Source organism: Azohydromonas aeria (assembly GCF_009760915.1).
In the GTDB taxonomy this organism is placed as follows: Bacteria; Pseudomonadota; Gammaproteobacteria; order Burkholderiales; family Burkholderiaceae_C; genus Azohydromonas; species Azohydromonas aeria.
This window is the reverse complement of sequence record NZ_VIDQ01000095.1, coordinates 1-24,155: the sequence shown is the minus strand read 5'-3', so window position 1 is coordinate 24,155 and position 24,155 is coordinate 1. Positions and strand designations below refer to the sequence as shown.

The 24,155-nt window shown below is 71.5% G+C and carries 23 protein-coding genes and 2 pseudogenes; 21 read left to right on the top strand and 4 right to left on the bottom strand.

Annotated elements, in window-relative coordinates; all coding sequences use genetic code 11:
- The 4 genes and pseudogenes from sdhB to FJ694_RS31990 form a co-directional block, all read left to right on the top strand.
- Positions 1-134 (top strand): annotated as a pseudogene (gene sdhB, locus FJ694_RS32005) (succinate dehydrogenase iron-sulfur subunit); the annotation flags it as partial.
- 28 nt (positions 135-162) lie between these two features.
- Positions 163-441, top strand: a complete 279-nt coding sequence (locus FJ694_RS32000) for an FAD assembly factor SdhE (RefSeq protein WP_157271582.1) — start codon at positions 163-165, stop codon at positions 439-441.
- 22 nt (positions 442-463) lie between these two features.
- On the top strand, positions 464-1,774 hold the full coding sequence (gene gltA / locus FJ694_RS31995; RefSeq protein WP_157271581.1) for a citrate synthase: 1,311 nt from the start codon (positions 464-466) through the stop codon (positions 1,772-1,774).
- 156 nt (positions 1,775-1,930) lie between these two features.
- Positions 1,931-2,917: a Bug family tripartite tricarboxylate transporter substrate binding protein gene (locus FJ694_RS31990; protein ID WP_157271580.1), complete on the top strand. Its 987-nt coding sequence runs from the start codon at positions 1,931-1,933 to the stop codon at positions 2,915-2,917.
- A gap of 31 nt (positions 2,918-2,948) precedes the next feature.
- On the opposite strand, the gene phnE is transcribed toward FJ694_RS31990, so the two are convergent.
- The 4 genes from phnE to FJ694_RS31970 are packed head-to-tail and all read right to left on the bottom strand — an operon-like array spanning position 2,949 to position 6,347.
- The gene (gene phnE, locus FJ694_RS31985) at positions 2,949-3,782 is read right to left on the bottom strand and encodes a phosphonate ABC transporter, permease protein PhnE (RefSeq protein ID WP_157271579.1); all 834 of its coding nucleotides are present in this window, start codon (positions 3,780-3,782) and stop codon (positions 2,949-2,951) included.
- Between the two features lie 10 nt (positions 3,783-3,792).
- A complete protein-coding gene (locus FJ694_RS31980; RefSeq protein ID WP_157271578.1) occupies positions 3,793-4,623 on the bottom strand; it encodes a PhnE/PtxC family ABC transporter permease in 831 nt (276 codons plus the stop codon).
- The gene (locus tag FJ694_RS31975) at positions 4,620-5,450 is read right to left on the bottom strand and encodes a phosphonate ABC transporter ATP-binding protein (protein ID WP_157271577.1); all 831 of its coding nucleotides are present in this window, start codon (positions 5,448-5,450) and stop codon (positions 4,620-4,622) included. The genes FJ694_RS31980 and FJ694_RS31975 overlap by 4 nt, the downstream gene beginning before the upstream one ends.
- 27 nt (positions 5,451-5,477) lie before the next feature.
- On the bottom strand, positions 5,478-6,347 hold the full coding sequence (locus tag FJ694_RS31970; protein ID WP_157271576.1) for a putative selenate ABC transporter substrate-binding protein: 870 nt from the start codon (positions 6,345-6,347) through the stop codon (positions 5,478-5,480).
- A gap of 97 nt (positions 6,348-6,444) precedes the next feature.
- On the opposite strand from FJ694_RS31970, the gene egtD reads away from it, so the two are divergent.
- The 17 genes and pseudogenes from egtD to FJ694_RS31885 all read left to right on the top strand — a co-directional run.
- On the top strand, positions 6,445-7,401 hold the full coding sequence (gene egtD, locus FJ694_RS31965; protein ID WP_157271575.1) for an L-histidine N(alpha)-methyltransferase: 957 nt from the start codon (positions 6,445-6,447) through the stop codon (positions 7,399-7,401).
- 63 nt (positions 7,402-7,464) lie between these two features.
- On the top strand, positions 7,465-8,445 hold the full coding sequence (senB, locus tag FJ694_RS31960) for a selenoneine biosynthesis selenosugar synthase SenB (protein WP_157271574.1): 981 nt from the start codon (positions 7,465-7,467) through the stop codon (positions 8,443-8,445).
- On the top strand, positions 8,442-9,497 hold the full coding sequence (gene selD / locus FJ694_RS31955) for a selenide, water dikinase SelD (protein WP_157271573.1): 1,056 nt from the start codon (positions 8,442-8,444) through the stop codon (positions 9,495-9,497). Before senB ends, selD begins: the two co-directional genes overlap by 4 nt.
- A 148-nt stretch (positions 9,498-9,645) precedes the next feature.
- Positions 9,646-10,572 (top strand): LysR family transcriptional regulator, encoded by a 927-nt coding sequence (locus FJ694_RS31950; RefSeq protein ID WP_157271572.1) that lies wholly within the window; start codon positions 9,646-9,648, stop codon positions 10,570-10,572.
- Positions 10,569-11,999 carry a 3-isopropylmalate dehydratase large subunit gene (gene leuC / locus FJ694_RS31945; protein WP_157271571.1) on the top strand — a complete coding sequence of 477 codons (1,431 nt, stop codon included), beginning with the start codon at positions 10,569-10,571 and terminating at the stop codon, positions 11,997-11,999. The genes FJ694_RS31950 and leuC overlap by 4 nt, the downstream gene beginning before the upstream one ends.
- A gap of 26 nt (positions 12,000-12,025) precedes the next feature.
- The gene (locus FJ694_RS31940) at positions 12,026-12,148 is read left to right on the top strand and encodes an entericidin A/B family lipoprotein (protein WP_157271570.1); all 123 of its coding nucleotides are present in this window, start codon (positions 12,026-12,028) and stop codon (positions 12,146-12,148) included.
- A 7-nt stretch (positions 12,149-12,155) separates the two neighbouring features.
- Positions 12,156-12,803 carry a 3-isopropylmalate dehydratase small subunit gene (gene leuD, locus FJ694_RS31935; protein ID WP_157271569.1) on the top strand — a complete coding sequence of 216 codons (648 nt, stop codon included), beginning with the start codon at positions 12,156-12,158 and terminating at the stop codon, positions 12,801-12,803.
- Between the two features lie 36 nt (positions 12,804-12,839).
- On the top strand, positions 12,840-13,928 hold the full coding sequence (gene leuB, locus FJ694_RS31930; protein ID WP_157271568.1) for a 3-isopropylmalate dehydrogenase: 1,089 nt from the start codon (positions 12,840-12,842) through the stop codon (positions 13,926-13,928).
- Positions 13,929-14,021: 93 nt separating this feature from the next.
- Positions 14,022-15,152, top strand: coding sequence for an aspartate-semialdehyde dehydrogenase (gene asd, locus FJ694_RS31925; RefSeq protein ID WP_157271567.1), 1,131 nt, complete (start codon positions 14,022-14,024; stop codon positions 15,150-15,152).
- A 132-nt stretch (positions 15,153-15,284) separates the two neighbouring features.
- Entirely contained in the window at positions 15,285-17,804 is a 2,520-nt protein-coding gene (locus FJ694_RS31920; RefSeq protein ID WP_232540323.1) for a motility hub landmark protein FimV, read from the top strand.
- A gap of 64 nt (positions 17,805-17,868) precedes the next feature.
- Positions 17,869-18,639, top strand: a complete 771-nt coding sequence (gene truA / locus FJ694_RS31915) for a tRNA pseudouridine(38-40) synthase TruA (protein WP_157271583.1) — start codon at positions 17,869-17,871, stop codon at positions 18,637-18,639.
- Positions 18,640-18,663: 24 nt separating this feature from the next.
- Positions 18,664-19,305, top strand: coding sequence for a phosphoribosylanthranilate isomerase (locus tag FJ694_RS31910; protein ID WP_157271566.1), 642 nt, complete (start codon positions 18,664-18,666; stop codon positions 19,303-19,305).
- A gap of 46 nt (positions 19,306-19,351) precedes the next feature.
- Positions 19,352-20,590, top strand: a complete 1,239-nt coding sequence (trpB, locus tag FJ694_RS31905) for a tryptophan synthase subunit beta (RefSeq protein ID WP_157271565.1) — start codon at positions 19,352-19,354, stop codon at positions 20,588-20,590.
- Positions 20,587-21,417, top strand: coding sequence for a tryptophan synthase subunit alpha (gene trpA / locus FJ694_RS31900; protein WP_157271564.1), 831 nt, complete (start codon positions 20,587-20,589; stop codon positions 21,415-21,417). The genes trpB and trpA overlap by 4 nt, the downstream gene beginning before the upstream one ends.
- On the top strand, positions 21,414-22,286 hold the full coding sequence (accD, locus tag FJ694_RS31895; protein ID WP_157271563.1) for an acetyl-CoA carboxylase, carboxyltransferase subunit beta: 873 nt from the start codon (positions 21,414-21,416) through the stop codon (positions 22,284-22,286). The genes trpA and accD overlap by 4 nt, the downstream gene beginning before the upstream one ends.
- A gap of 67 nt (positions 22,287-22,353) precedes the next feature.
- Positions 22,354-23,652 carry a bifunctional tetrahydrofolate synthase/dihydrofolate synthase gene (gene folC / locus FJ694_RS31890; protein WP_157271562.1) on the top strand — a complete coding sequence of 433 codons (1,299 nt, stop codon included), beginning with the start codon at positions 22,354-22,356 and terminating at the stop codon, positions 23,650-23,652.
- 129 nt (positions 23,653-23,781) lie between these two features.
- Positions 23,782-24,155, top strand: a pseudogene (locus tag FJ694_RS31885) (SPOR domain-containing protein); the annotation flags it as partial.

Genomic DNA, 24,155 nt, shown 5'->3' with positions numbered 1-24,155 from the left:
ACAACCTGGAGGATCCGTACCGGCTCTTCCGCTGCCACACCATCATGAACTGCGTGGACGTGTGTCCCAAGGGCCTCAATCCTGCTGGCGCGATCAGCAAGATCAAGGAGCTCATGGTGCGCCGCGCCATCTGAGAAGCGGTCAGTCCTCCGAAAGCCTGCCATGGACAATCTTCTCGACGCCCGCGCCCTGAGCAAGCTCAAGTGGCGCTGCCGCCGCGGGCTGCTGGAGAACGACCTGCTGATCGAGCGCTTCTTCCAGCGCCACGAGGCCACGCTGACCGTGGCACAGGGAGAAGCGCTGTCCGCGCTCATGGAGCTGTCGGACAACGACTTGCTGGACCTGCTGCTGCGCCGCAAGGAGCCGCAGGGTGAACTGGACCGGCCCGACGTGCATGCGCTGCTGGAGCAACTGCGCACGCCGCCGGCACAACCGAATTGACGTAGAGAAAGGGAACACCCCGATGAATGCCTCCGACGTGAAAGCCACCCTGTCGTTCTCGGACGGCAGCCCGAGCATGGAACTGCCCATCTACAAGGGCAGCATCGGGCCGGACGTGCTCGACATCCGCAAGCTCTACGGCCAGACCGGCAAGTTCACCTACGACCCGGGCTTCCTGTCCACGGCCTCGTGCCAGTCGGCCATCACCTACATCGACGGCGACAAGGGCGAGCTGCTGTACCGCGGCTACCCCATCGAGCAGCTGGCGCAGCAGTGCGACTTCCTCGACACCTGCTACCTGCTGCTGTACGGAGAGCTGCCCAACGAGCAGCAACAGCGCGACTTCCACAAGCTCGTCAACAACCACACGATGGTCAACGAGCAGATGCAGTTCTTCCTGCGTGGATTCCGCCGCGACGCGCACCCGATGGCGGTGATGACGGGCCTGGTGGGCGGCCTCTCGGCCTTCTATCACGACAGCACCGACATCAATAACCCGCAGCATCGCGAGATCGCGGCCATCCGCCTGATCGCCAAGATGCCCACGCTGGTGGCGATGGCGTACAAGTACTCGCTGGGCCAGCCCTACATCTATCCGAAGAACTCGCTGAGCTACGCCGGCAACTTCATGCGGATGATGTTCGCCACGCCGTGCGAGGACTACGAGCCCAACGACGTGCTGGTGCGCGCGATGGACCGCATCTTCATCCTGCACGCCGACCACGAGCAGAACGCCTCGACCTCCACGGTGCGCCTGTGCGGCTCCTCCGGCACCAACCCGTTCGCGGCCATCGCCGCGGGCGTGGCCTGCCTGTGGGGCCCGGCCCACGGCGGCGCCAACGAGGCCGCGCTCAACATGCTGGAGGACATCCAGCGCCAGGGCGGCGTCGAGAAGATCGGCGAGTTCATCAAGCAGGTGAAGGACAAGAACTCCACCGTCAAGCTGATGGGCTTCGGCCACCGGGTCTACAAGAACTACGACCCGCGCGCCAAGCTGATGCGCGAGACCTGCCACGAGGTGCTGGGCGCCCTGGGCCTGGAGAACGACCCGCTGTTCAAGCTGGCCATGACGCTGGAGAAGATCGCGCTGGAAGACGAGTACTTCGTCGCCCGCAAGCTCTACCCGAACGTGGACTTCTACTCCGGCATCGTGCAGCGCGCCATCGGCATCCCGGTGAGCCTGTTCACCGCGATCTTCGCGCTGGCCCGCACCGTGGGCTGGATCGCGCAGCTCAACGAGATGATCGCCGACCCCGAGTACAAGATCGGCCGTCCGCGCCAGCTCTACGTCGGCGCCGAGCGCCGCGACGTGCAGCCGGTGGAAAAGCGCTGATCGCCTGATCCGCGCGCACCGCTGCCTCCCGGCCCCTGGGCCGGGAGCGTCCGCCCGAGAACCCCGGCCCTGCCGGGGTTTTTTCATGGGCGGTTCCAATGCCGGCCGGCACCCTGCCGAGCACACTTTCCAGACGAGCCGACCCGACCGAACCCGATGCACAACCCACCCTCCCGCCGCCGCGCCATCACCGCCGCCATCGTTGCCGGCGCAACCCTCGCGCTGGCCGGCCCCGCCGCCGCGCAGGCCAGGAAGTATCCCGAGCGTCCCGTCACCTTCGTCGTGCCGTTCCCGGCCGGCAGCGCCACCGACCAGGTGGCGCGCGTGCTGGCCGAGCACATCGGCCGTGCCGCGGGCCAGAGCGTGATCGTGGACAACAAGCCTGGCGCCAACGGCACCATCGGCACCGCCGCCGCGGCCAAGCTGAGCGCCGACGGCCACGGCTTCCTGATCGCCACCAGCACCACGCACGCGGCCAACGCCTCGCTCTACCGCAGGCTGCCCTACGACCCGATCAAGGACTTCGCGCCGGTGGCCCGCCTGGCCGAGATCCCCTTCGTGATGCTGGTGAACCCGGGCGTGCCGGCCGAGACGGCGCAGCAGTTCGTGGCCCACGTCAAGGCCCATCCGGACAAGCTGGCCTGGGGCTCGGGCTCCAGCGGCAGCTTGATCCCGGGCCACGCGCTGGTCTCGGCCAACGGGCTGCGCATGACGCACGTGCCCTACAAGGGCGTGCAGCCGGCCATGACCGACACCCTCGGCGGCCAGACGCAGCTCGTCTTCGCCGACTTCTCCTCGGGCCTGCCGCAAGTCAAGGCCGGCAAGCTGCGCGCGATGGCCGTGACCTCGGCCGCGCCGCACCCGATGCTGCCGGGCGTGCCGCCACTGTCGGTGGTGGTGCCGGGCTTCGAGATGACGGCCTGGTTCGCCATGTACGCGCCCGCGGCCACGCCGCCGGCCGCGGTGGAGCAGATGAACCGCTGGGTGCGCGCCGCGCTGGCCGACCCGGCGGTGAAGGCCAAGCTCGAACCCTCCGGCTTCAACCTCACGCCCAGCACGCCGGCGGAGCTGGGCCTGTTCGCCGCCAAGGAGACGGTGAAGTGGGCGAAGGCGGTGCAGTCGGCGAACATCCAGCCGGAGTGAGGCCCGGCGGCGGTGGCGGCCGCCGCGGTTGCTAGCGCATCCAGCGCCGCATCGCGAAGCTGAGCGCGTCCACCAGCGCCACAAGCGCCAGCATCGCGATCAGCACCGTCGCGGTCTTGCCCATGTGGAACAGGCCCATGTGGAAGGCCAGCAGCTGCCCCAGGCCGCCGGCGCCGACCACGCCCAGCACCGCGGCGGCGCGGATGTTGTTCTCCCAGCGGTAGAGCGTGTAGGAGAGCAGCTGCGGCAGCACCTGCGGCAGCGTGGCCCAGGCCAGCACGCGCCAGCCCGTGACGCCGTGCGTGCGCAGCGCGGTGGCGGCGTCGCGCGGCGCGTTCTCCAGGGCCTCGGCGAAGAGCCGGCCCAGCACGCCCGAGGTGTGCAGTGCCAGCGCCAGCGTGCCGGCGAAGGGGCCCAGGCCGGCGGCGATCAGCAGCAGCGCCGCCCATACCAGCTCCGGCACCGCGCGCAGCGCGTTGAGCAGCAGCCGCGCCGGCGCGCGCAGCCAGGCCCGGTCGCCCTCGTGCTGCCGGCTGGCGGGCAGCGCCAGCGCCAGCCCGGCCAGCGCCGCCAGCAGCGTGCCCAGCGCCGACATCGCCAGCGTCTCCAGCGCCGCCCAGGCCACGCGCCGCACGAAGGGCGCGGAGAAGTCGGGCGGGAAGAACTCGCCCAGGAAGCGCCCCATCTGCGCCAGCGCGCCCGGCGACAGGAAGGCGCGCCACTGCAGGTCCAGCGACCAGAAGCTGGCCACGACCAGCGCGAGCGCCGCGGCGCTGTACCAGCAGGCCCTGCAGCGCGCGCTGAAGAGCGGCGGGGGCAGCTTCCAGGGCGGGTTGGCGGCGGTGGTGCCGTGGCGCTTGTCCATGGTCGCGGCCTTACCCGAGCTGGCGCCGCAGCGCGGCGCTGATGCGGTCGGCCAGCGCCACCAGCGCCACGAACACCAGCAGCATGGTGGCGACCTCGCCGCCGTTGAACATCTTCATCGAGCTGTCCATCTGCTGCCCCAGGCCGCCCGCGCCCACGAAGCCCAGCACCACCGAGCTGCGGATCGCGCATTCCCAGCGGTACACGGTGTAGGAGGCCAGCTCGGCCGCGTTCTGCGGCAGCACGGCATAGAAGAAGGCCTGCAGCCGCCCGGCGCCGTTGCGCAGCAGCGCCTGCGCCGGCGGCGCCTCGCCGCTGTCCAGGATCTCGGCGTACACCTTGCCCAGCATGCCGCCGTAGGTCAGCGCGATGGCCAGCACGCCCGGCGTCGCGCCCAGCCCGGCCACGCGCACGAACACCAGCGCCCACACCAGCTCCGGCACGCTGCGCAGCACGATCAGCACCCAGCGCACGCCCTGGCGCAGCGCGCGCGGCAGCGGCGCCATGCGCCCGGACAGCAGCGACACCGACAGCGACTCGGTGGCCAGCAGCGCCCCGGGGATGGCGATGGCGAGCCCCAGCACGATGCCGGCCGTGGCGATCGCCACCGTGCGCCAGGTTTCGCGGGCAACCATCTGCAGGAACTCGACCGAGTGCGCCGGCGGGAAGAAGCTGGCGATGAAATTCAGGATCGGCGCCCGGCTCTCCGGCGCCCACAGCTGCGCCGGGCGGAACTCGGTGAGCACCAGCAGCGGCCACAGCAGCACCAGCGCCGTGACGGCCCAGGACACGCGCGACAGCCACGCCGGGTCGCGGCGCGGCGGGGAAACGGCAGCACTCATCGGCAGTGCATCACCGCCGGACGTGGCGGCGCAGGCGGCTCGTCCCGCGCCGGCGGCGGGCTGCGCAGCTCGTCCTCGTGCTGGGCGTAGAGCTGCTGCAGCCGCTGCGGCGTGACTTCCGAGGCAGGCAGGTCGAAGAAGAGGGTGCCGTCGCGCAGCGCGATGACGCGGGTGAAGCGGGCCAGCGCCACGTCCACCTGGTGCAGCGAGGCCAGCAGCGTGGCGCCGCGGCCGCGGGCCTCGTCGAGCAGCGCCTGCATCGCGCCCTCGGCGCGGCGCGGGTCCAGGGCGGAGAGCGGCTCGTCCACCAGCCACAGGCTCGCCGGCGCCAGCAGCGCGCGCGCCAGGCCCACGCGCTGGCGCTCGCCGCCGGAGAGCCGGTCCACGCGCTCGAAGAGCTTCTCGGCCAGGTCGAAGCGCTCCAGCGCCGCGTGCGCGCCGGGGATGTCCGCAGGATAGAACAGGGAGCGCAGGCTGGTCCAGAAGCCCATGGCCGGCAGCCGCGCCGCCAGCACCGAGCTGATGACGCGCTGGCGCGGTGGCAGCGGCGGCACCTGCGGCGCCAGGAACAGCCGCCCGCGCAGGCGCTGCAGCGCGCGCACGCCCAGGTGCCACGGGTCGGTGCCGTCGAGCTCGACGCGGCCCGCGCCCGGGCGCAGCGCCGCGGCGGCGACCTGCAGCAGCGTGGTCTTGCCGGCGCCGGACGGGCCGATCAGCGCCACCTGCTCGCCGGGCGCGAGCGTGAGCGTGATGCCGCGCAGCGCCGGCGCCGCGCCGCGCCGGGCGGCCGGGTGCGCGGCGCGCACGTCCTGCAGCGTCAGCTTCATGCCGGGGCCCGCTTCAATCCCGATGCGTCAGAGCAGCCCGGCGCTGCGCGCGGCGCTCTCGATGCTCTTGTAGTTGTCGGCCTTGGTCGGGATGAAGCGCGTGGCGCGCTGCAGCTCCAGCACCTGCTGGCCTTCGGGCGTGGACTTGTCGAGGGTCAGGAAAGCCGCTGCCAGCTTCTCGCGCTGTGCCGCGGGCAGATCGGCGTGGACGGTCCAGTTGTAGTCGTAGTAGGGCGCCGTGGTGTGGAAGACGCGCACCCGGGCCGTGTCCACCTTTTTCTCGGTCACGAACTTGTCCCAGACCGAGATGTTGAGCGCGCCGGCCTGCACCTTGCCGGAGGCCACCGCGGCGATGGTGGCGTCGTGCGCGCCGCTGAAGGCCACGCGCTTGAGGTCGCGCTCGGGCTCGATGCCCGCGGCCAGCAGGAAGTGGCGCGGCATCAAGTGGCCGCTGGTCGAGCTCTGCGAGCCGAAGCTCAGGTCGCGGCCCTTGAGGTCGGCCAGGCCCTTGATGGCCGGGTCGGCCGTGATGAACACCGAGCGGAATTTTTCATCTTCCTCCCGTTGCACCAGAGGGACGACCTTGCCGCCGGAGCGCACGTGGGCCTGGACGAAGGTGAAGCCGCCGAACCAGGCCAGGTCCACCTTCTTGTTGACCAGCGCCTCGACGGCGGCGGCGTAGTCGGTGACGGGCGTGTACTCCACCTTCACGCCCAGCTTGCCCTCCAGGTACTTCATCAGCGGCGCGGCCTTGCGCGCCAGCTCGGTCGGCGACTCGTCGGGAATCGCGGTGACGCGGAAGACGGGGCCCGACACCTGGGCCTGGGCACCGGCCACGGCGGCCAGCAGCGAGGCGGCGATCAGGGCACGGCGGGCGGGGGAGAAGGTGGAAGTCATCTGGACGCGGGTCAGGGTTTGTTCGAAGGAGCGGAATTACACCTCAGTTGCACCGTGTGGCACTTTCGATGGGGTCATGGTCCCTAGAGTGAGCCGGATGCATAAGCAAGCGCCGAATTTCATCGAAGCCCCGGCCGCCGCGCCGGCCCACCATGCCGCCGAGCTGGCCGCGGGGCTGCTGCAGCAGCCGGCGTGCGTGGCGCCGAAGCACCTGTACGACCCGCTGGGCTGCCGGCTGTTCGAAGCCATCACCGAGCTGCCCGAGTACGCGGCCACGCGCACCGAGGCCGCCATCCTGGCCGCGCACGGCGAGGACGTGGCACGCGTGCTGGGCACGGGGCTGGCGCTGGTGGACCTGGGCGCGGGCAACTGCGCCAAGGCGGCGTCGCTGTTTCCCCTGCTGCAACCCAGCCACTACGTGGCGGTGGACATCGCCGCCGGCTTCATCCGTGAGGCGCTGTCGGCGCTGCGGCTGCGCCATCCCGGGCTGCCGATGACCGGCGTGGCGCTGGACTTCTCGCAGGCGCTGGCGCTGCCCGCCGGGCTGCCCACCGGGCCGCGGCTGATGTTCTATCCCGGCTCCAGCATCGGCAACTTCGAGCCCGCGCACGCGCAGCGCTTCCTGCGCCAGGCACGCGAGCAGAGCCTGGGCGGGGCACTGCTGATCGGCGTGGACCTGGTGAAACCGCTGGAGCTGCTGCTGCCGGCCTACGACGACGCGCTGGGCGTCACGGCCGCCTTCAACCGCAACCTGCTGCTCAACGTGAACCGGCAGCTGGGCACCGACTTCGACCCGGCCGACTGGGCACACCTGGCCTGCTTCGACGCCGCGGCCTCGCGCATCGAGATGCACCTGCGCGCCGTGCGCGACGTGACGGTGCGCTGGGACGGTGAACGGCGCGACTTCCCCGCCGGCGCCACCATCCACACCGAGAACTCCTACAAGTACCGCATCGAGCAGTTCGACGCGCTGCTGCACGCAGCGGGGTGGTCGGACACGCGCTGCTGGACGGACGAGCACCAGGGCTTCGCGGTGTTCGCGGCGCGGGGCTGACGCACTGCCTCCTCAGCCCCTGGCGGACGAGGCGCCGCGCCGGGCGGCTATAAAGCCCGCCCAATGAAGTCTCAAAACCGCCCTCGCATCTGCCTGGTCACGCCCGCCCTGGCCGCCGCCAACAACGGCAACTGGCACACCGCCGAGCGCTGGGCCCGCATGCTCGACGGGCCGTTTGAAGTCCTCGTCACCGACTGCTGGCGCGGCGAGCCCGCCGATGCGCTGCTGGCGCTGCACGCGCGCCGCAGCGCCGACAGCATCCAGGCGTGGGCCGCGGCGCAGCCGGACAAGCCGATCGCCCTGGCATTGACCGGCACCGACCTCTACCGCGACATCCACCACGACGCGGCCGCGCAGCGCTCGCTGGCGCTGGCCTCGCGCCTGGTCGTGCTGCAGGAGCGCGCGGTGGACGATTTACCTGAGCCTTTCCGGGACAAGGCGGTGGTGTGCTTTCCCAGCGTGGAGCCCGTGCCGGCACCGCCGCGCCCGGTGCCGCTGCCGCTGAGCCTGCTCATGCTCGGCCACCTGCGTGCGGAAAAAGACCCGGCCACGGCCTGGGCCGCGCTGCGCCGGCTGGCCGGCCGAAACGACTGGCGGCTGGACCATGTCGGTGCGGCGCTCGATGCGGCGCTGGGCGAGCAGGCCGCGGCGCTGCAGGCGCAACTGCCGGCCTACGAATGGAGCGGGGCGCTGCCCCATGCCCAGGCCCGTGAGTGGCTGGCCCGCGCACACCTGCTGGTGCACCCGAGCGTGATCGAGGGCGCGGCCACGGTGATCGTGGAGGCGGTGGCGGCCGGCACGCCGGTGCTGGCCTCGCGCATCCCGGGCAACGTGGGCCTGCTGGGCGCGGACTACGCCGGACTCTTCGAGCCCGGGGACAGCGCAGCGCTGGCGACCCTGATCGAAGGCTGCCTGGACGACCCCGCTATGCTGCCGGCCCTGTCCGAAGCCGCCGCGCGGCGCGCGCCGCTGTTCGAGCCGGCGCGCGAGCAAGCCACCCTGCGCGCACTGATGGCCGACCTGCTGGAGATTCCCCGCCCATGAACACCACGACCCCGCCCCGCCTGACCTCGCTTTCCCACGGCGGCGGCTGCGGCTGCAAGATCGCCCCCGGCGTGCTGAGCGAGATCCTCAAGAGCACCGCCGCCATGCCCATCCCGCCGCAGCTGCTGGTGGGCATCGAGACCGCCGACGACGCCGCCGTCTACCAGCTCAACGACGAGCAGGCGCTGATCGCCACCACCGACTTCTTCATGCCGATCGTGGACGACCCCTACGACTTCGGCCGCATCGCCGCCACCAACGCCATCTCCGACGTCTACGCCATGGGCGGCACGCCGATCATGGCGCTGGCACTCGTGGGCATGCCCATCAACGTGCTGCCGGCCGCAACCATCGGCCGCATCCTCGAAGGCGGCCAGTCGGTGTGCCGCGAGGCCGGCATCCCCATCGCCGGCGGCCACACCATCGACTCGGTCGAGCCCATCTACGGCCTGGTCGCGCTGGGCCTGGTGCATCCCTCGCGCGTGCGCCGCAATGCCGACGCCCGCGCCGGCGACCGCCTCGTGCTGGGCAAGCCGCTGGGGGTCGGCGTCTATTCCGCCGCGCTGAAGAAGGAGCAGCTCGACGCCGAGGGCTACGCCCACATGATCGCCAACACCACCAAGCTCAACACGCCCGGGCCGGCGCTGGCCCAGCTGCCCGGCGTGCACGCGCTCACCGACGTGACCGGTTTTGGATTGGCCGGCCACGCGCTGGAGCTGGCGCGCGGCGCGAATTGCCGCGTGAAGCTGGATTGGTCCGCCGTGCCGCTGCTGCCCGGCGTGCGCGAACTGGCGTCCCAGGGTTTCGTCACCGGCGCCTCGGGGCGCAACTGGCAGGGCTACGGCTCGGAAGTGCAACTCGGCGCGAGCGTCGGCGAGCTGGAGCGCGCGCTGCTGACCGATCCGCAGACCAGCGGCGGGCTGCTGGTGAGCTGCGACGCGGCCTCGGTGCCGGACGTGCTGGCGGTGTTCCGCCGCCACGGCTTCGACGACGCGGCCGAGATCGGCGAGATCCTGCCGGCCGGGCAGGGCGCGCGGCTGCTGGTCGATTGACCGCCTGACACTTTGACCCGCTGACACCCGGCCCGGCCGGGTTTGTCGCGGCTCAAGGTTTCGTGCCGCGCGAAGGCTGGATTGTGAAAAGCCGATGACCCTTCGCGCGCCGTCAAGGCACCATGCGCAGCCTTGACGAAAAAGCCGCATGCGTTTCGACCTCCTCAGCCTCAACCTCGTGCTCGCGATTGCCGAGACCGGCAGCCTGACGCGGGCGGCCGAGCGCGAGCACCTGGCGCTGGCGGCGGCGAGCAAGCGGCTGTCGGACCTGGAGGCGCGCCTGGGCGTGGCGCTGTTCGAGCGCCGCGCGCGCGGCGTGGAGATCACCGACGCCGGCCGCGCGCTGGTACGCCACATCCGCTCCCTGAATGCCTCGCTGCACGCGCTGGAGAGCGAGGTCGTCGAGTACGCCCGCGGCCTCAAGGGGCACCTGCGCCTGGCGGCCAATGCCAGCGCCATTTCCGAATGCCTGCCGCCGCCGCTGGCGGCCTTCACGCGCGCGCACCCGCTCATCCGCATCAGCCTGGAGGACATGACCAGCGCCGAGGTGCAGGCCGCGGTGGCGGAAGGGCATGCCGACGTGGGCATCTTCGTGCCACCGCTGCTGGAGCCGCAGCTCTCGACCCGGCCCTGGAGGCGCGGCACGCTGGCCGTGATCGTGCCGGCCGGCCATGCGCTGGCCGACGAGGCCGCGGTGCGCTTCGAGGCATTGCTGGACTACGACCTGGTCGGCCTGCACGTGGGCGCCGCGGTGCAGGAGTTCATGCGCGAGCAGGCCAGCGAGCGCGGGCGCGTGCTCAACACGCGGCTGCAGGTGCACGGCTTCGACGCCATCGCGCAGCTCGTGGGCGCGGGCCTGGGCGTGGCGATCCTGCCCGCCGTCGTGGCCGAGCGCTTTTCCCAGCTCTTCGACCTGCAGGTCCTGAAACTGGCCGAACCCTGGGCCGAGCGCGAGTACCAGATCGCCGTTCGCTCCCAGGAGCGGCTGCCCGCGCTGGTGCAGCGCTTCCTTGATTCCCTGGCCGCGCCGGTGCCTGCCGCCGGCGCTTCACTCATCACCACCCCGACGCCATGAACACCGCACGTACGCTCTACGACAAGCTGTGGGACGAGCACGTCGTCCACACCGAGGAAGACGGCACCGCCGTCCTCTACATCGACCGCCACCTGGTGCACGAAGTCACCAGCCCGCAGGCTTTCGAGGGCCTGCGCCTGGCGAATCGCAAACCCTGGCGCAACAGCTCCATCGTCGCCACGGCCGACCACAACACGCCCACCACCGGCTGGGAGCGCGGCTACGACGGCATCGCCGACCCGATCAGCAAGCAGCAGATCACGACGCTGGACGCCAACATCCGCGCCTTCGGCGCCGCGGCGTACTTCCCGTTCATGGACCAGCGCCAGGGCATCGTGCACGTCATCGGCCCGGAGAACGGCGCCACGCTGCCGGGCATGACGGTCGTGTGCGGCGACAGCCACACCAGCACCCACGGCGCCTTCGGCGCGCTGGCGCACGGCATCGGCACCAGCGAGGTCGAGCACGTGCTGGCCACGCAGACGCTGCTGGCCAAGAAGGCCAGGAACATGCTGGTCAAGGTCGAGGGGCAGCTGCCGCGCGGCTGCGGCGCCAAGGACATCGTGCTGGCCATCATCGGCAGGATCGGCACCGCCGGCGGCACGGGCTACACGATCGAGTTCGGCGGCTCCGCGATCCGGGCGCTGTCGATGGAAGGCCGCATGACGGTGTGCAACATGGCCATCGAGGCCGGCGCGCGCGCCGGGCTGGTGGCCGTGGACGAGGTCACCCTGAATTACGTCAAGGGCCGCCCGTTCGCGCCGCAGACCGACGTGGAATGGGAGGCCGCCGTGGCGCACTGGCGCACGCTGCACTCCGACCCGGGCGCGCACTTCGACCACGTGGTGGAGATCGACGCCGCGCAGATCAAGCCGCAGGTGACCTGGGGCACCTCGCCGGAGATGGTGCTGTCCATCGACGACCGCGTGCCGGACCCGGACCACGAGAAGGACCTCGTCAAGCGCGGCGCCATCGAGCGCGCGCTGGCCTACATGGGCCTGGAGCCGGGCAAGCCGCTGGCCGACGTGCACGTGGACAAGGTCTTCATCGGCTCCTGCACCAACAGCCGCATCGAGGATCTCCGCGAGGCCGCGGCGGTGGTGAAGCGCATCGGCGGCAAGGTGGCCTCCAACGTCAAGGCCGCGCTGGTGGTGCCGGGCTCGGGGCTGGTGAAGGCGCAGGCCGAGCGCGAGGGGCTGCACGAGGTGTTCAAGGCCGCGGGCTTCGAATGGCGCGAGCCGGGCTGCTCGATGTGCCTGGCCATGAACGCCGACCGGCTGGAGCCGGGCGAGCGCTGCGCCTCGACCTCGAACCGCAACTTCGAAGGGCGCCAGGGCGCCGGCGGCCGCACCCACCTCGTGAGCCCGGCCATGGCGGCCGCGGCCGCGATGGAAGGCCACTTCGTGGACGTGCGCCGCATCGCCTGAACAGCCGCTGCCCGACGAGGACCCCCATGAAACGATTCATCGCCTCCCTGCTGCTCATCGGCCTGCTGGCCGGCTGCAACACCATCCAGGGCGTGGGCCGCGACATCAAGGCCGCGGGCGGCGCCATCGAAAACGCTTCCAAGAAGTGACGTGACCATGCAAGCCTTCACCGTGCACACCGGCCTCGTGGCCCCGATGGACCGTGAGAACGTCGATACCGACGCCATCATCCCGAAGCAGTTCCTGAAGTCGATCAAGCGATCCGGCTTCGGCCCGAACCTGTTCGACGAGTGGCGCTACCTGGACCACGGCGAGCCGGGCCAGGACATCGCCTCGCGCAAGCCCAATCCCGACTTCGTGCTGAACCAGCCGCGCTATGCGGGCGCCTCGATCCTGCTGGCGCGGCGCAACTTCGGCTGCGGCTCCAGCCGCGAGCACGCGCCCTGGGCGCTGGAGCAGTTCGGCTTCCGCGCGCTGATCGCGCCGAGCTTTGCCGACATCTTCTTCAACAACTGCTTCAAGAACGGGCTGCTGCCGGTGGTGCTGCCCGAGCACGAGGTGGACAGGCTGTTCGACGACGTGGCGGCCTTCCCCGGCTTCCAGCTCACCATCGACCTGCCGCGCCAGCGCGTGGTGCGCGCCGACGGCACCGAGATCGAGTTCGACGTGCAGCCGTTCCGCAAGTACTGCCTGGTCAACGGCTTCGACGACATCGGCCTGACGCTGCGCCACGCCGACAAGATCCAGAGCTACGAGGCCGAGCGCCTGGCGAAGATGCCCTGGCTGGCCAACAGCGGCCGCTGATCGGTCCCCGACTCACTCAACACTGGAGAACAGAACATGAAGATTGCAGTGCTGCCGGGCGACGGCATCGGCACCGAGATCGTGGCCGAGGCCGTCAAGGTCCTCAACGTGCTGGAGCTGCCGCTGGAGATGGAAGAGGCGGTGGTCGGCGGCGCGGCCTACGAGGCCAAGGGCCACCCGCTGCCCGAGGCCACGCTGCAGCTGGCCAAGGACGCCGACGCGGTGCTGTTCGGCGCCGTGGGCGACTGGAAGTTCGACAAGCTGGAGCGCGCGCTGCGCCCGGAGCAGGCCATCCTGGGCCTGCGCAAGCACCTGGGCCTGTTCGCGAACCTGCGCCCGGCGCTGTGCTACGAGCAGCTCACGCACGCGTCGAGCCTGAAGCCCGAGCTGGTGGCGGGGCTGGACATCCTGATCATCCGGGAGCTGACCGGCGACATCTACTTCGGCCAGCCGCGCGGCCGCCGCACGGCGGTGGACGGGCATTTCCCCGGCGCCGAGGAAGCCTTCGACACGATGCGCTACTCGCGCCCGGAGATCGAGCGCATCGCGCACGTGGCCTTCCAGGCCGCGCGCCGGCGCTCGAACAAGGTCACCAGCGTGGACAAGGCCAACGTGCTGGAAACCTTCCAGTTCTGGAAGGACGTCGTGACCGAGGTGCATGCCCAGTACCCCGACGTGGAGCTGGAGCACATGTACGTGGACAACGCCGCGATGCAACTGGTCAAGGCGCCCAAGAAGTTCGACGTGGTGGTCACCGGCAACATGTTCGGCGACATCCTGTCGGACGAGGCGGCGATGCTCACCGGCTCGATCGGCATGCTGCCCTCGGCCTCGCTGGACGCGAACAACAAAGGCCTGTACGAGCCCAGCCACGGCAGCGCGCCGGACATTGCCGGTAAGGGTGTTGCAAACCCGCTGGCTACAATCCTGTCCGCAGCCATGATGCTCCGCTACACCCTCGCCCAGCCCGAAGCCGCCGACCGCATCGAGTCGGCGGTGCGCGCCGTGCTGGCCGCGGGCCTGCGCACGCCCGACATCCACAGCGAGGGCACCCGCAAGGTGGGCACGCGCGAGATGGGCGACGCCGTGGTGGCGGCCATCACCGGCAAAACGATTACGGGCTGATCAAGCTCCGGTTCGTCTCGCCCATTCCCTGGACCCCGGCGAACGAGCCGGGAAAGCTGGGGTCCGGGAAGCAGTTACTTCAAAGGAATGACGATGGCACTCGTGGGATTGGTGGGCTGGCGCGGCATGGTCGGCTCGGTGCTGATGGAGCGCATGCGCTCCGAGGGCGATTTCGAGCTGATCGAGCCGCTGTTCTTCTCCACCTCCAACGCCGGCGGCAAGGCCCCGGCCATGGCGAAGAACGAGACGACGCTGCAGAACGCGTTCGACATCGACGCGCTCAAGCGCTGCGACATCATCCTCACGGCCCAGGGCGGCGACTACACCAGCGAGGTGTTCCCCAAGCTGCGCGCCGCGGGCTGGAACGGCCACTGGATCGACGCGGCCTCGACGCTGCGCATGAAGGACGATGCCGTGATCGTCCTGGACCCGGTGAACATGCCCGTGATCAAGGACGCGCTGGCCAAGGGCGGGCGCAACTGGATCGGCGGCAACTGCACCGTGAGCTGCATGCTCATGGGCGTGGGCGCGCTCTACAAGGCCGGCCTGGTCGAGTGGATGAGCACGCAGACCTACCAGGCCGCGTCCGGCGGCGGCGCGCAGCACATGCGCGAGCTGCTGGCGCAGTTCGGCACGCTCAACCATGAAGTGCGCGACCTGCTGGCCGACCCGACCAGCGCGATCCTGGAGATCGACCGCCGCGTCATCGAGAAGCAGCGCACCCTGGACGACGCCGAGAAGGCCAACTTCGGCGTGCCGCTGGGCGGCTCGCTGATCCCCTGGATCGACAAGGACCTCGGCAACGGCATGTCGCGCGAGGAGTGGAAGGGCATGGCCGAGACCAACAAGATCCTCGGCCAGGGCGAGGGCTTCAGCAGCCCGGCCGTGCCGGTGGACGGCTTCTGCGTGCGCATCGGCGCCATGCGCTGCCACAGCCAGGCGCTGACCTTCAAGCTCAGGAAGGACGTGCCGCTGGCCGACATCGAGGCCATGATCGCCGCCGACAACCAGTGGGTGAAGGTCGTGCCGAACAACCGCGAGGCGACCATCCGCGACCTCACGCCGGTGGCCGTGACGGGCACGCTGACCATCCCCGTGGGCCGGCTGCGCAAGCTGGCCATGGGCCCGGAGTACCTGGGCGCCTTCACCATCGGCGACCAGCTGCTGTGGGGCGCGGCCGAGCCGCTGCGCCGCATGCTGCGGCTGCTGATCGAATCGCGTTAAAACCGGGGCCCGACCCGCGCCGACGGCGGCGCCGCACTGGAGGCTTGGTGGGCGCGCTGCTTGCGGCGCGGCACGGTCGGCAGGCGCGGCGCCGCCGTCGCTTTCTTTGCGTGGGACGAACAGGGAGAAGCCTTGAGGATCAGCTCGAAGACGCCATCGCGGCGGGCAGTGCGGCACGGCGCGGTGGCTGTGGTGGGCCTGGCGTTGTGCGGCAGCGCCTGGGCGCTGGGGCTTGGGCGCGTTTCCCTGCAGTCCGTGCGCGGCGAGGCGCTGCGCGCCGAGGTCGAGATCACGTCGCTGAGCGCCGAGGAGGCGGCGGGCCTGTCGGCACGCATCGCGCCGGCCGAGGTCTTCGAGCGCGCGGGCGCGGCTTACAGCCCGGTGCTGGCCGGCGCGCAGGTGTCGCTGCAGCGCGGCGCCGACGGGCGCCCGGTGCTGCGCATCAGCAGCGAGCAGCCGGTGCAGGAGTCCTTCCTGGACCTCGTCCTGGAGCTGAGCTGGCCCAGCGGCCGCGCCACGCGCGAGTACACGCTGCTGTTTGACGTGCCGCGCGCGGTGGCCGAGGCGCCGGCGGCGCGGGCCGCGCCGCTGCTGGGCGCGGCGCCCGAGCCGGCGCAGGCGCCGGCGCCGGCCGCGCCGCAGGCGTCCGGGCCGGCACCGGCCGCTGGCGCGGACGCGGGCCGCTACGTCGTCAAGCGCGGCGACACGCTCTCGGGCGTGGCGTCGCGGCTGCAGCCCGAAGGCGTGTCGCTGGAGCAGATGCTGGTGGCGCTGTTCCGCGGCAACCCGCACGCCTTTGCCGGGCAGAACATGAACCGGCTGCGCGCCGACGCGGTGCTGCGCGTGCCCACGCCGGAGCAGGCCGGGCAGGTCGCGCGCGGCCAGGCGCGTCAGGTGGTGCGCATCCAGAGCGCGGACTTCGACGCCTACCGCCAGCGCTTGGCGCAGTCGGCACCGGGTGCGCGCGTCGAGGAGGCCGAGCGCCGCGCCGGTGGGGCGGTCGAGGCCTCGGTCGAGGAGCGCCGCACCGCGCAGGCCGCGCCGGACCGGCTGCGCCTGTCGCGCGGCCAGGGTGCGCCGGGTAGCCAGGAGGCGGCGCTGGCACGCGAGGCCGAGCGCCGCGAGCAGTCCCAGCGCGTGGCCGAGCTCTCGCGCAATGTGGACGAGCTCAAGAAGCTCGGCGCCGCCTCGCCCCAGGCCGCGCGCGAGGTGACGACGCCCACGCCGCCGGCTCCCGCCGCGGCGCCGGCATCGGCATCCGTGGCCCAAGCGGCACCGGCGGCCTCGGCGGCCGAGGCACCGGCCGTGGCGGCTTCCACGGCCGAGGCTGCGTCGGCGCCGCCCGCGGCGCTGGCCGCGGCTTCAGCCGCGTCGGCCACGGCGGATGCGGGCCCGGTGGCCGCGCAGGCCGCGACGGGCTTCCAGCGCTGGAGCTGGGTGCTGGCGGCGCTGGGCGGCGTGGCGGCGCTCGCGCTGCTGGGCTTTGGAATGTTCAAGTGGCGCCGGCGCGCCAAGGCGGCCGCCGAGACCTCGTTCCTGGAAAGCCGGCTGCAGCCGGAGTCCTTCTTTGGCGGCAGCGGCGGGCAGCAGGTGGACACGCGCGAGTCCGGCGCGGCGGCCGAGGCCGAGGCCTCGCAGTACTCGCTGAGCCAGCTCGACGCCATCGGGGACGTGGACCCGGTGGCCGAGGCCGACGTCTATCTCGCCTACGGCCGCGACTTGCAGGCCGAGGAAATCCTGAAGGAGGCGTTGCGCGGCAACCCGCAGCGCCTGGCCATCCGCACCAAGCTGCTGGAGGTCTACGCCAAGCGGCACGACACCCGGGCCTTCGAACTGCTGGCGCAGCAGCTGTTCCAGATCACGCAAGGGCAGGGCGAGGACTGGGCCAAGGCGCGCGAGCTGGGCCTGTCCATCGACCCGGAGAACCCGCTGTATGCCGGCGCGGATGCCGGGGCCGAGACGGCTGACGGCCGCGCGCCGGCCACCGGGGCGCCGTCCACGTGGCTGCCTAGCCAGCAGGGCCCGGCGACGCGGGCACCCGCGCAGGAGGCCAAGGAACTGGATCTGGACCTGGGCTTCCTGGAGAGCGTGCCGCCGCCCGGCGCGGAGCCGGCGCGCTCGGCATTTGCCGACACGCTGCCCCCGGCGCCCCTGCAGCCCGCGCCGCCCGCGCCGGCCGAGACACCGCTGCGGCCCGCCATCGCCGCGGCGGCAGCTGCAGCCACGGCCGCGGCGGCGGCGGCTTCCACGCTGCCCGACGATGCCGCGCTGGAGCGCGATGCCGGCCCGGTGACGCGGCCGGCCGGTGAAGAGGAGGATGCCTTGTCGGAGCTGGACTTCGGCACTTCCACGCTGGAGTCCGCACCCACGCCCGCGCCGCAGCCGCCGGCCGCGTCGCCGTCGCTGCCGTTCGACCTGGACGCGCTGTCGCTGGACCTGGACGAGCCGTCCACGGCCGCGGTGCTGGAGGAATTGAAGCTGTCGGACTTCGGCGAGGACGCCGACCCGCTGCAGCGCAAGTTGGAGCTGGCCGAGGAGTTCCGCCAGATCGGCGACGCCGACGGCGCGCGCGACCTGCTGCAGGAAGTGGTGGCGCAGGCCAGCGGCCCCTTGAAATCGCGTGCCCAGGGCATGCTCGACAGCCTTGTCTGAAGCGGATGTGAAGGCGCCGGGCGCCGTAGGGGCGCCGCCGGCGCCGAAGGTCCAGCGCATCGCGCTGGGCGTGAGCTACCGCGGCGGTGCCTACCACGGCTGGCAGAGCCAGCCCGACGGGCTGACGGTGCAGGACAAGCTGGAGCAGGCGCTGTCGGCCTTTGCCGCCATGCCGGTGAGCACGCTGTGCGCGGGGCGCACCGATGCCGGCGTGCACGGGCTCAACCAGGTCGTGCACCTGGACACGCCGCTGCAGCGCGAGGAGTTCTCGTGGGTGCGCGGCGTCAACCGCTACCTGCCCGGCGACATCGCAGTGCAGTGGTGCCGGCCGGTGGCGCCGGACTTCCATGCGCGCAACAGCGCGCGCGGGCGCCGCTACCGCTACGTGCTGCTGGAGTCGCCGGTGCGCCCGGCGCTGGAGAGCGGCCAGGTGGGCTGGACCTTCCGGCCGCTGGCGCTGGAGCCGATGCAGGCCGCCGCCGCGCTGCTGCTGGGCGAGCACGACTTCAGCGCCTTCCGCGCCGCGGGCTGCCAGGCGCTGTCGCCGGTGAAGACGCTGCGCCACATCGGCATCAGCCGCCGCGGCGCGTACTGGCGCTTCGACTTCGAGGCCAGCGCCTTCCTGCACCACATGGTGCGCAACATCATGGGCTGCCTGGTGGCGGTGGGGCAGGGCACGCGGCCGGTGGGCTGGATGGGCGAGGTGCTGGCCTCGCGCCGGCGCGAGATCGCCGCGCCGACCTTCGCCCCCGATGGCCTGTATTTCGTGGGCCCGCACTACGATGCGCGCCACGCCATTCCCGACCATGTCCCGGCGCTGGACTGGCTGTCCTGACCCCAACCGAAAGCAGTCTCTCCCATGAGTCACCGCACCCGCATCAAGATCTGCGGCCTCACGCGCGAGGCCGACGTGGACGCCGCCGTGGCGGCCGGGGCCGACGCGCTGGGCTTCGTGTTCTACGAGCGCAGCCCGCGCTGCGTCACGCCGGCGCGCGCGGCCGAGCTGGTGCGGCGGCTGCCGCCCTTCGTCACGCCGGTGTGCCTGTTCGTGAACGCGGCGCCTGCGCTGATCGAGGAGGTGGTGCAGGCGGTGCCGAACGCGCTGCTGCAGTTCCACGGCGACGAGACGCCCGACCAATGCGCCGCGCCGCGGCGGGCCTTCCTGCGTGCGATCAGGGTCTCCCCGGGGGTCGATTTGTTAGACTTCGCCCGGCAGTACCCGCACGCCCAGGGGCTGCTCCTCGACGCGCACGTCGAAGGCTATGGCGGCGGTGGCAAGGTTTTCGATTGGTCCCTCATCCCTCACGCCCTTCCCGCTCCGGTCGTTTTGTCTGGTGGGTTGAGTGCTGCCAACGTGACCGATGGCGTGCTGCGCGTGCGGCCCTGGGCCGTTGACGTGAGCTCCGGTGTGGAGGTGGCCAAGGGCGTCAAGGACGCCGCGCTGATGCACCGGTTTTGCGAGGCGGTGCGCGCCGCCGATGCGCAGCGCGCCACCCTCTGAGCTTTTCTCGGGGCCCTGCCTCGCCCGCCTGCCTGAATCTCATCCAATGCTGAACTACGACCAACCCGATGCCAGCGGGCACTTCGGCCCCTACGGCGGCACCTTCGTCGCCGAGACGCTGATCCACGCCCTCGACGAGCTCAAGGCCGCCTGGGACCGCTACAAGGCCGACCCCGAGTTCCTGGCCGAATTCCGCAACGAGCTGGCGCACTTCGTGGGCCGGCCCAGCCCGGTCTACCACGCCGCGCGGCTGTCGCGCGAGTTGGGCGGCGCGCAGATCCACCTCAAGCGCGAGGACCTCAACCACACCGGCGCGCACAAGGTGAACAACACCATCGGCCAGGCGCTGCTGGCCAAGCGCATGGGCAAGCCGCGCGTGATCGCCGAGACCGGCGCCGGCCAGCACGGCGTGGCCACGGCCACGATCTGCGCCCGCTACGGCATGGAATGCGTGGTGTACATGGGCGCCGAGGACGTCAAGCGCCAGAGCCCCAACGTCTACCGCATGCACCTGCTGGGCGCCAGGGTGGTGCCGGTGGAATCGGGCTCGCGCACCCTGAAGGACGCACTCAACGAGGCGCTGCGCGACTGGGTGACCAACGTCGAGAACACCTTCTACATCATCGGCACCGTGGCGGGCCCGCACCCGTACCCGGCGATGGTGCGCGACTTCCAGCGCGTCATCGGCGACGAGTGCCTGGTGCAGATGCCCGAGCTCATCAGCCGGCAGCCGGATGCGGTCATCGCCTGCGTCGGCGGCGGCAGCAACGCCATGGGCATCTTCTATCCGTACATCGGCGAGGCCAACACGCGCCTCATCGGCGTGGAGGCGGCGGGGCAGGGCCTGGAGTCGGGCAAGCACTCGGCCTCGCTGCAGATGGGCTCGCCCGGCGTGCTGCACGGCAACCGGACCTATCTGCTGCAGGACGCCAACGGCCAGATCACGGAGACGCACTCCGTCTCCGCCGGGCTCGACTACCCCGGCGTCGGCCCCGAGCATGCCTACCTGAAGGACATCGGCCGCGCCGAGTACGTGGGCATCACCGACGACGAGGCGCTGGCCGCCTTCCACCGGCTGTGCCGCACCGAAGGCATCATCCCGGCGCTCGAATCGAGCCACGCGGTGGCCTACGCCATGAAGCTCGCCGCCACGATGCGGCCGGACCAGCACCTGCTGGTCAACCTCTCCGGGCGCGGCGACAAGGACATCGGCACCGTGGCCGACCTCTCCGGCGCATCGTTCTTCTGCCGCCCGTCCTGCCAGGGCCAAAAGGTGAAGCAATGAGCAAGGGCTCGCAACGCATTGCCGCCACCTTCGAGCGGCTCCAGGCGCAGGGCCGCAAGGCGCTGATTCCCTACGTCACTGCCGGCGATCCGTTCGCCGACGTCACGCCCGCGCTGATGCGCGCGCTGGCCGAGGGCGGCGCCGACGTGATCGAGCTGGGCGTGCCCTTCTCGGACCCGATGGCCGACGGCCCGGTGATCCAGCAGGCCGCGGAGCGGGCGCTGGCCCGGGGCATCGGCATGGCGCAGGTGCTGGAGATGGTGCGCGAGTTCCGCCGCACGGACGGCGCGACGCCGGTGGTGCTGATGGGCTACGCCAACCCGGTGGAGCGCTACGGCGTGGAGCGCTTCGTCGCCGACGCCAGCGCTGCCGGCGTCGATGGCGTGCTGATCGTGGACTACCCGCCGGAAGAATGCGAAGCCTTTGCCGGGCAATTGCAGGCCGCCGGGATGGACCCGATCTTCCTGCTGGCGCCGACCTCCACCGAGGCGCGCATGGCGCACGTGGGGCGCATCGCCAGCGGCTACGTCTACTACGTCTCGCTCAAGGGCGTGACCGGCGCCGGGCACCTGGACACGGCCGCGGTGGCGGCGATGCTGCCGCGCATCCGCGCCCACGTGAGCGTGCCGGTGGGCGTGGGCTTCGGCATTCGCGATGCGGCCTCGGCGCGCGCGGTGGGCGAGGTGGCCGATGCGGTGGTCATTGGCTCGCGCCTGGTGCAGCTGCTGCAGGCGGCGCCCAAGGACGAGGTGGCGGCCACCGGCCGCCGATTCATGGCTGAAATTCGCGCTGCCCTGGACGAGGCGGCGCAAGGAGCGCATGCATGAGCTGGCTTGAGAAACTGCTGCCCCCGAAGATCCAGCCGACCGATCCGTCGGAGCGGCGCACCATCCCGGAGGGGCTGTGGATCAAGTGCCCCTCGTGCGAGACGGTGCTCTACAAGAGTGACCTGGAGCAGAACCTCAACGTCTGCCCCAAGTGCGAGCACCACCACCGCATCGGCGCGCGCGCGCGGCTCGACGCCTTCCTCGACCACGAGGGGCGCTACGAGATCGGCCAGGAGGTCATCCCCGTCGATGCGCTGAAGTTCAAGGACAGCCGCAAGTACCCCGAGCGGCTGAAGCAGGCGCTGGACCAGACCGGCGAGACCGACGCGCTGATCGTCATCGGCGGCTCGGTGATGAGCGTGCCGCTGGTGGCGGCGTGCTTCGAGTTCGACTTCATGGGCGGCTCGATGGGCTCGGTGGTGGGCGAGCGCTTCGTGCGCGGCGTGGAAACCGCCATCGAGCAGAAGGTGCCCTTCGTGTGCTTCACCGCCACGGGCGGCGCGCGCATGCAGGAAGGCCTGCTGTCGCTGATGCAGATGGCCAAGACCAACGCGGCGCTGACCCGGCTGTCCAAGGCGAAGCTGCCCTACGTGAGCGTGCTGACCGACCCGACCATGGGCGGCGTGTCGGCGGGCTTCGCCTTCGTGGGCGACATCGTGATCGCCGAGCCCAAGGCGCTGATCGGCTTCGCCGGCCCGCGCGTGATCGAGAACACGGTGCGCGAGAAGCTGCCCGAAGGCTTCCAGCGCTCGGAGTTCCTGCTGGGCAAGGGCGCGCTGGACATGATCGTGGACCGGCGCCAGCTGCGCCCGACCATCGCCCACGCCCTGGCCATGCTGCAGCGCCAGAGCGCCGACGCCGTCGCCTGACACAGGCATTTCTCCCGCAAGGCCGGCTTCGCGCCGGCCTTTTTGCTGCCTCCTACCATCCCCGCCCATGAGCACTCCCCGCACCCTCGACGACTGGCTGGCCCACTGCGAAGCCCTGCACCCCAAGGGCATCGACATGACGCTGGAGCGCGTGGCCGTGGTGCGCGACCGGCTGGGGCTGAAGTTCGGCGTGCCCGTGGTCAGCGTGGCCGGCACCAACGGCAAGGGATCGAGCTGCGCGATGCTGGACGCGGTGGCGCGTGCCGCGGGCTGGCGGGTCGGGCTCTACAGCAAGCCGCACCTGGTGCATTTCGAGGAGCGCTGCCGCATCGACGGCGAGATGATCGCGGCCGAGGCGCTGCTGCCGCACTTCGAGGCGGTGGAAGCCGCGCGCCAGGGCGTGGCGCTGACCTATTTCGAGTTCACCACGCTGGCGATCATGCGGGCGCTGTCGCAGGCCGAGCTGGATCTCGTGATCCTGGAAGTGGGCCTGGGCGGGCGGCTGGACGCGGTCAATGCCATCGACGCCGACTGCGCGCTGATCACCAGCATCGCGCTGGACCACACCGAGTGGCTGGGTCCGGACCGCGAGAGCATCGGCCGCGAGAAGGCGGGCATCCTGCGCGCCGGGCGCCCGGCCGTGATCAGCGACCCGCAGCCGCCGCAAAGCGTGCTCGACGTGGCCGCGGCGCTGGGCGTGGACCTGCGCGTGGCCGGGCGCGATTTCTCCCAGTCGGGCGACCGCCAGCAGTGGCAGTGGAAGGGGCGCGAGCGGCGCTTCCACGGCCTGGCCTACCCGGCGCTGCGCGGCGCGAACCAGCTGCTCAATGCCGCGGGCGTGCTGGCGGTGTTCGAGGCGCTGTTCGAGCGGCTGCCCATCAGCGCGCAGGCGGTGCGCCAGGGGCTGGCGACGGTGGACCTGCCCGGGCGCTTCCAGATCGTGCCCGGACAGCCGGTGCTGGTGCTGGACGTGGCGCACAACCCGCAGTCGGTGGCGGCGCTGGCGCTGAACCTGGACCAGATGGGTTTCTATCCGCGCACGCATGCCGTGTTCGGCGCGATGCAGGACAAGGACCTGGCCGGCGCGCTGGCGCACGTGGCGCCGCTGGTGGACAGCTGGCATCTGACGGCGCTGCCCACGCCGCGCGCGGCCGCGCCCGAAGCGCTGGCGGAACTGGTGCGCGCGGCCGCCGGCGCGGGGCGCGCGGTGACGGTGCAGGCCCACGCCGACCCGGCCGCGGCGCTGGAGGCGGCCCTGAAGTCGGCGGACCCGGCTGATAGAATCGTCGTCTTTGGTTCGTTCTACACCGTCGGCGGTGTGCTCAAGAACGGACTGCCGCGACTGGGCGCGTCCCACGTCGGTTGAAAGACCCCTTCGAGTCGAGCCGGCCCACGCGGTCTTGGTCCCACCGGGCGCACGCCCATTCCCCGCTTCGGCATGCGCCTGTTTTCCTTCCTGCAGCGAAACAAGACCCCGGCCCGGGAGCCGGTCGGCATGGCCGCGTCACCGGCGCAACAGGTGCAGGCCGCACGCGTGCGGGCGCGCCGCCGCCTGATCGGCGCGGTGGTGCTGCTGGGGCTGGGCATCGTGGGCTTTCCGCTGCTGTTCGAGACCCAGCCGCGACCGCTGCCGGTGGACGTGACGATCGAGATCCCGCGCAAGGACGGCGGCGCCCCGCTGGTGCTGCCGCCGCGCGTGGCGCCGATCACCGAGTCCGCCGGCGACGCCGGGCGCGAGGTGCCCCCGCCGGTGGCGGCCGCGTCGGCGCCGGCGGTGCAGCCGGTGACGCCGCCGCCTGCCGCCGCGGTGCCGGCGCTGCGGCCTGACACGCCGTCAGCGGCCGTGGCGGCCAGCGCGCCGCGCCCGGC

What these genes read in the sequence shown, in the direction of transcription:
- FJ694_RS32000 (WP_157271582.1), top strand. Translation starts at nt 163, where the DNA reads ATGGACAATCTTCTCGACGCCCGCGCCCTGAGCAAGCTCAAGTGGCGC.
- gltA (WP_157271581.1), top strand. Translation starts at nt 464, where the DNA reads ATGAATGCCTCCGACGTGAAAGCCACCCTGTCGTTCTCGGACGGCAGC.
- FJ694_RS31990 (WP_157271580.1), top strand. Translation starts at nt 1,931, where the DNA reads ATGCACAACCCACCCTCCCGCCGCCGCGCCATCACCGCCGCCATCGTT.
- phnE (WP_157271579.1), bottom strand. Translation starts at nt 3,782, where the DNA reads ATGGACAAGCGCCACGGCACCACCGCCGCCAACCCGCCCTGGAAGCTG.
- FJ694_RS31980 (WP_157271578.1), bottom strand. Translation starts at nt 4,623, where the DNA reads ATGAGTGCTGCCGTTTCCCCGCCGCGCCGCGACCCGGCGTGGCTGTCG.
- FJ694_RS31975 (WP_157271577.1), bottom strand. Translation starts at nt 5,450, where the DNA reads ATGAAGCTGACGCTGCAGGACGTGCGCGCCGCGCACCCGGCCGCCCGG.
- FJ694_RS31970 (WP_157271576.1), bottom strand. Translation starts at nt 6,347, where the DNA reads ATGACTTCCACCTTCTCCCCCGCCCGCCGTGCCCTGATCGCCGCCTCG.
- egtD (WP_157271575.1), top strand. Translation starts at nt 6,445, where the DNA reads ATGCATAAGCAAGCGCCGAATTTCATCGAAGCCCCGGCCGCCGCGCCG.
- senB (WP_157271574.1), top strand. Translation starts at nt 7,465, where the DNA reads ATGAAGTCTCAAAACCGCCCTCGCATCTGCCTGGTCACGCCCGCCCTG.
- selD (WP_157271573.1), top strand. Translation starts at nt 8,442, where the DNA reads ATGAACACCACGACCCCGCCCCGCCTGACCTCGCTTTCCCACGGCGGC.
- FJ694_RS31950 (WP_157271572.1), top strand. Translation starts at nt 9,646, where the DNA reads ATGCGTTTCGACCTCCTCAGCCTCAACCTCGTGCTCGCGATTGCCGAG.
- leuC (WP_157271571.1), top strand. Translation starts at nt 10,569, where the DNA reads ATGAACACCGCACGTACGCTCTACGACAAGCTGTGGGACGAGCACGTC.
- FJ694_RS31940 (WP_157271570.1), top strand. Translation starts at nt 12,026, where the DNA reads ATGAAACGATTCATCGCCTCCCTGCTGCTCATCGGCCTGCTGGCCGGC.
- leuD (WP_157271569.1), top strand. Translation starts at nt 12,156, where the DNA reads ATGCAAGCCTTCACCGTGCACACCGGCCTCGTGGCCCCGATGGACCGT.
- leuB (WP_157271568.1), top strand. Translation starts at nt 12,840, where the DNA reads ATGAAGATTGCAGTGCTGCCGGGCGACGGCATCGGCACCGAGATCGTG.
- asd (WP_157271567.1), top strand. Translation starts at nt 14,022, where the DNA reads ATGGCACTCGTGGGATTGGTGGGCTGGCGCGGCATGGTCGGCTCGGTG.
- FJ694_RS31910 (WP_157271566.1), top strand. Translation starts at nt 18,664, where the DNA reads ATGAGTCACCGCACCCGCATCAAGATCTGCGGCCTCACGCGCGAGGCC.
- trpB (WP_157271565.1), top strand. Translation starts at nt 19,352, where the DNA reads ATGCTGAACTACGACCAACCCGATGCCAGCGGGCACTTCGGCCCCTAC.
- trpA (WP_157271564.1), top strand. Translation starts at nt 20,587, where the DNA reads ATGAGCAAGGGCTCGCAACGCATTGCCGCCACCTTCGAGCGGCTCCAG.
- accD (WP_157271563.1), top strand. Translation starts at nt 21,414, where the DNA reads ATGAGCTGGCTTGAGAAACTGCTGCCCCCGAAGATCCAGCCGACCGAT.
- folC (WP_157271562.1), top strand. Translation starts at nt 22,354, where the DNA reads ATGAGCACTCCCCGCACCCTCGACGACTGGCTGGCCCACTGCGAAGCC.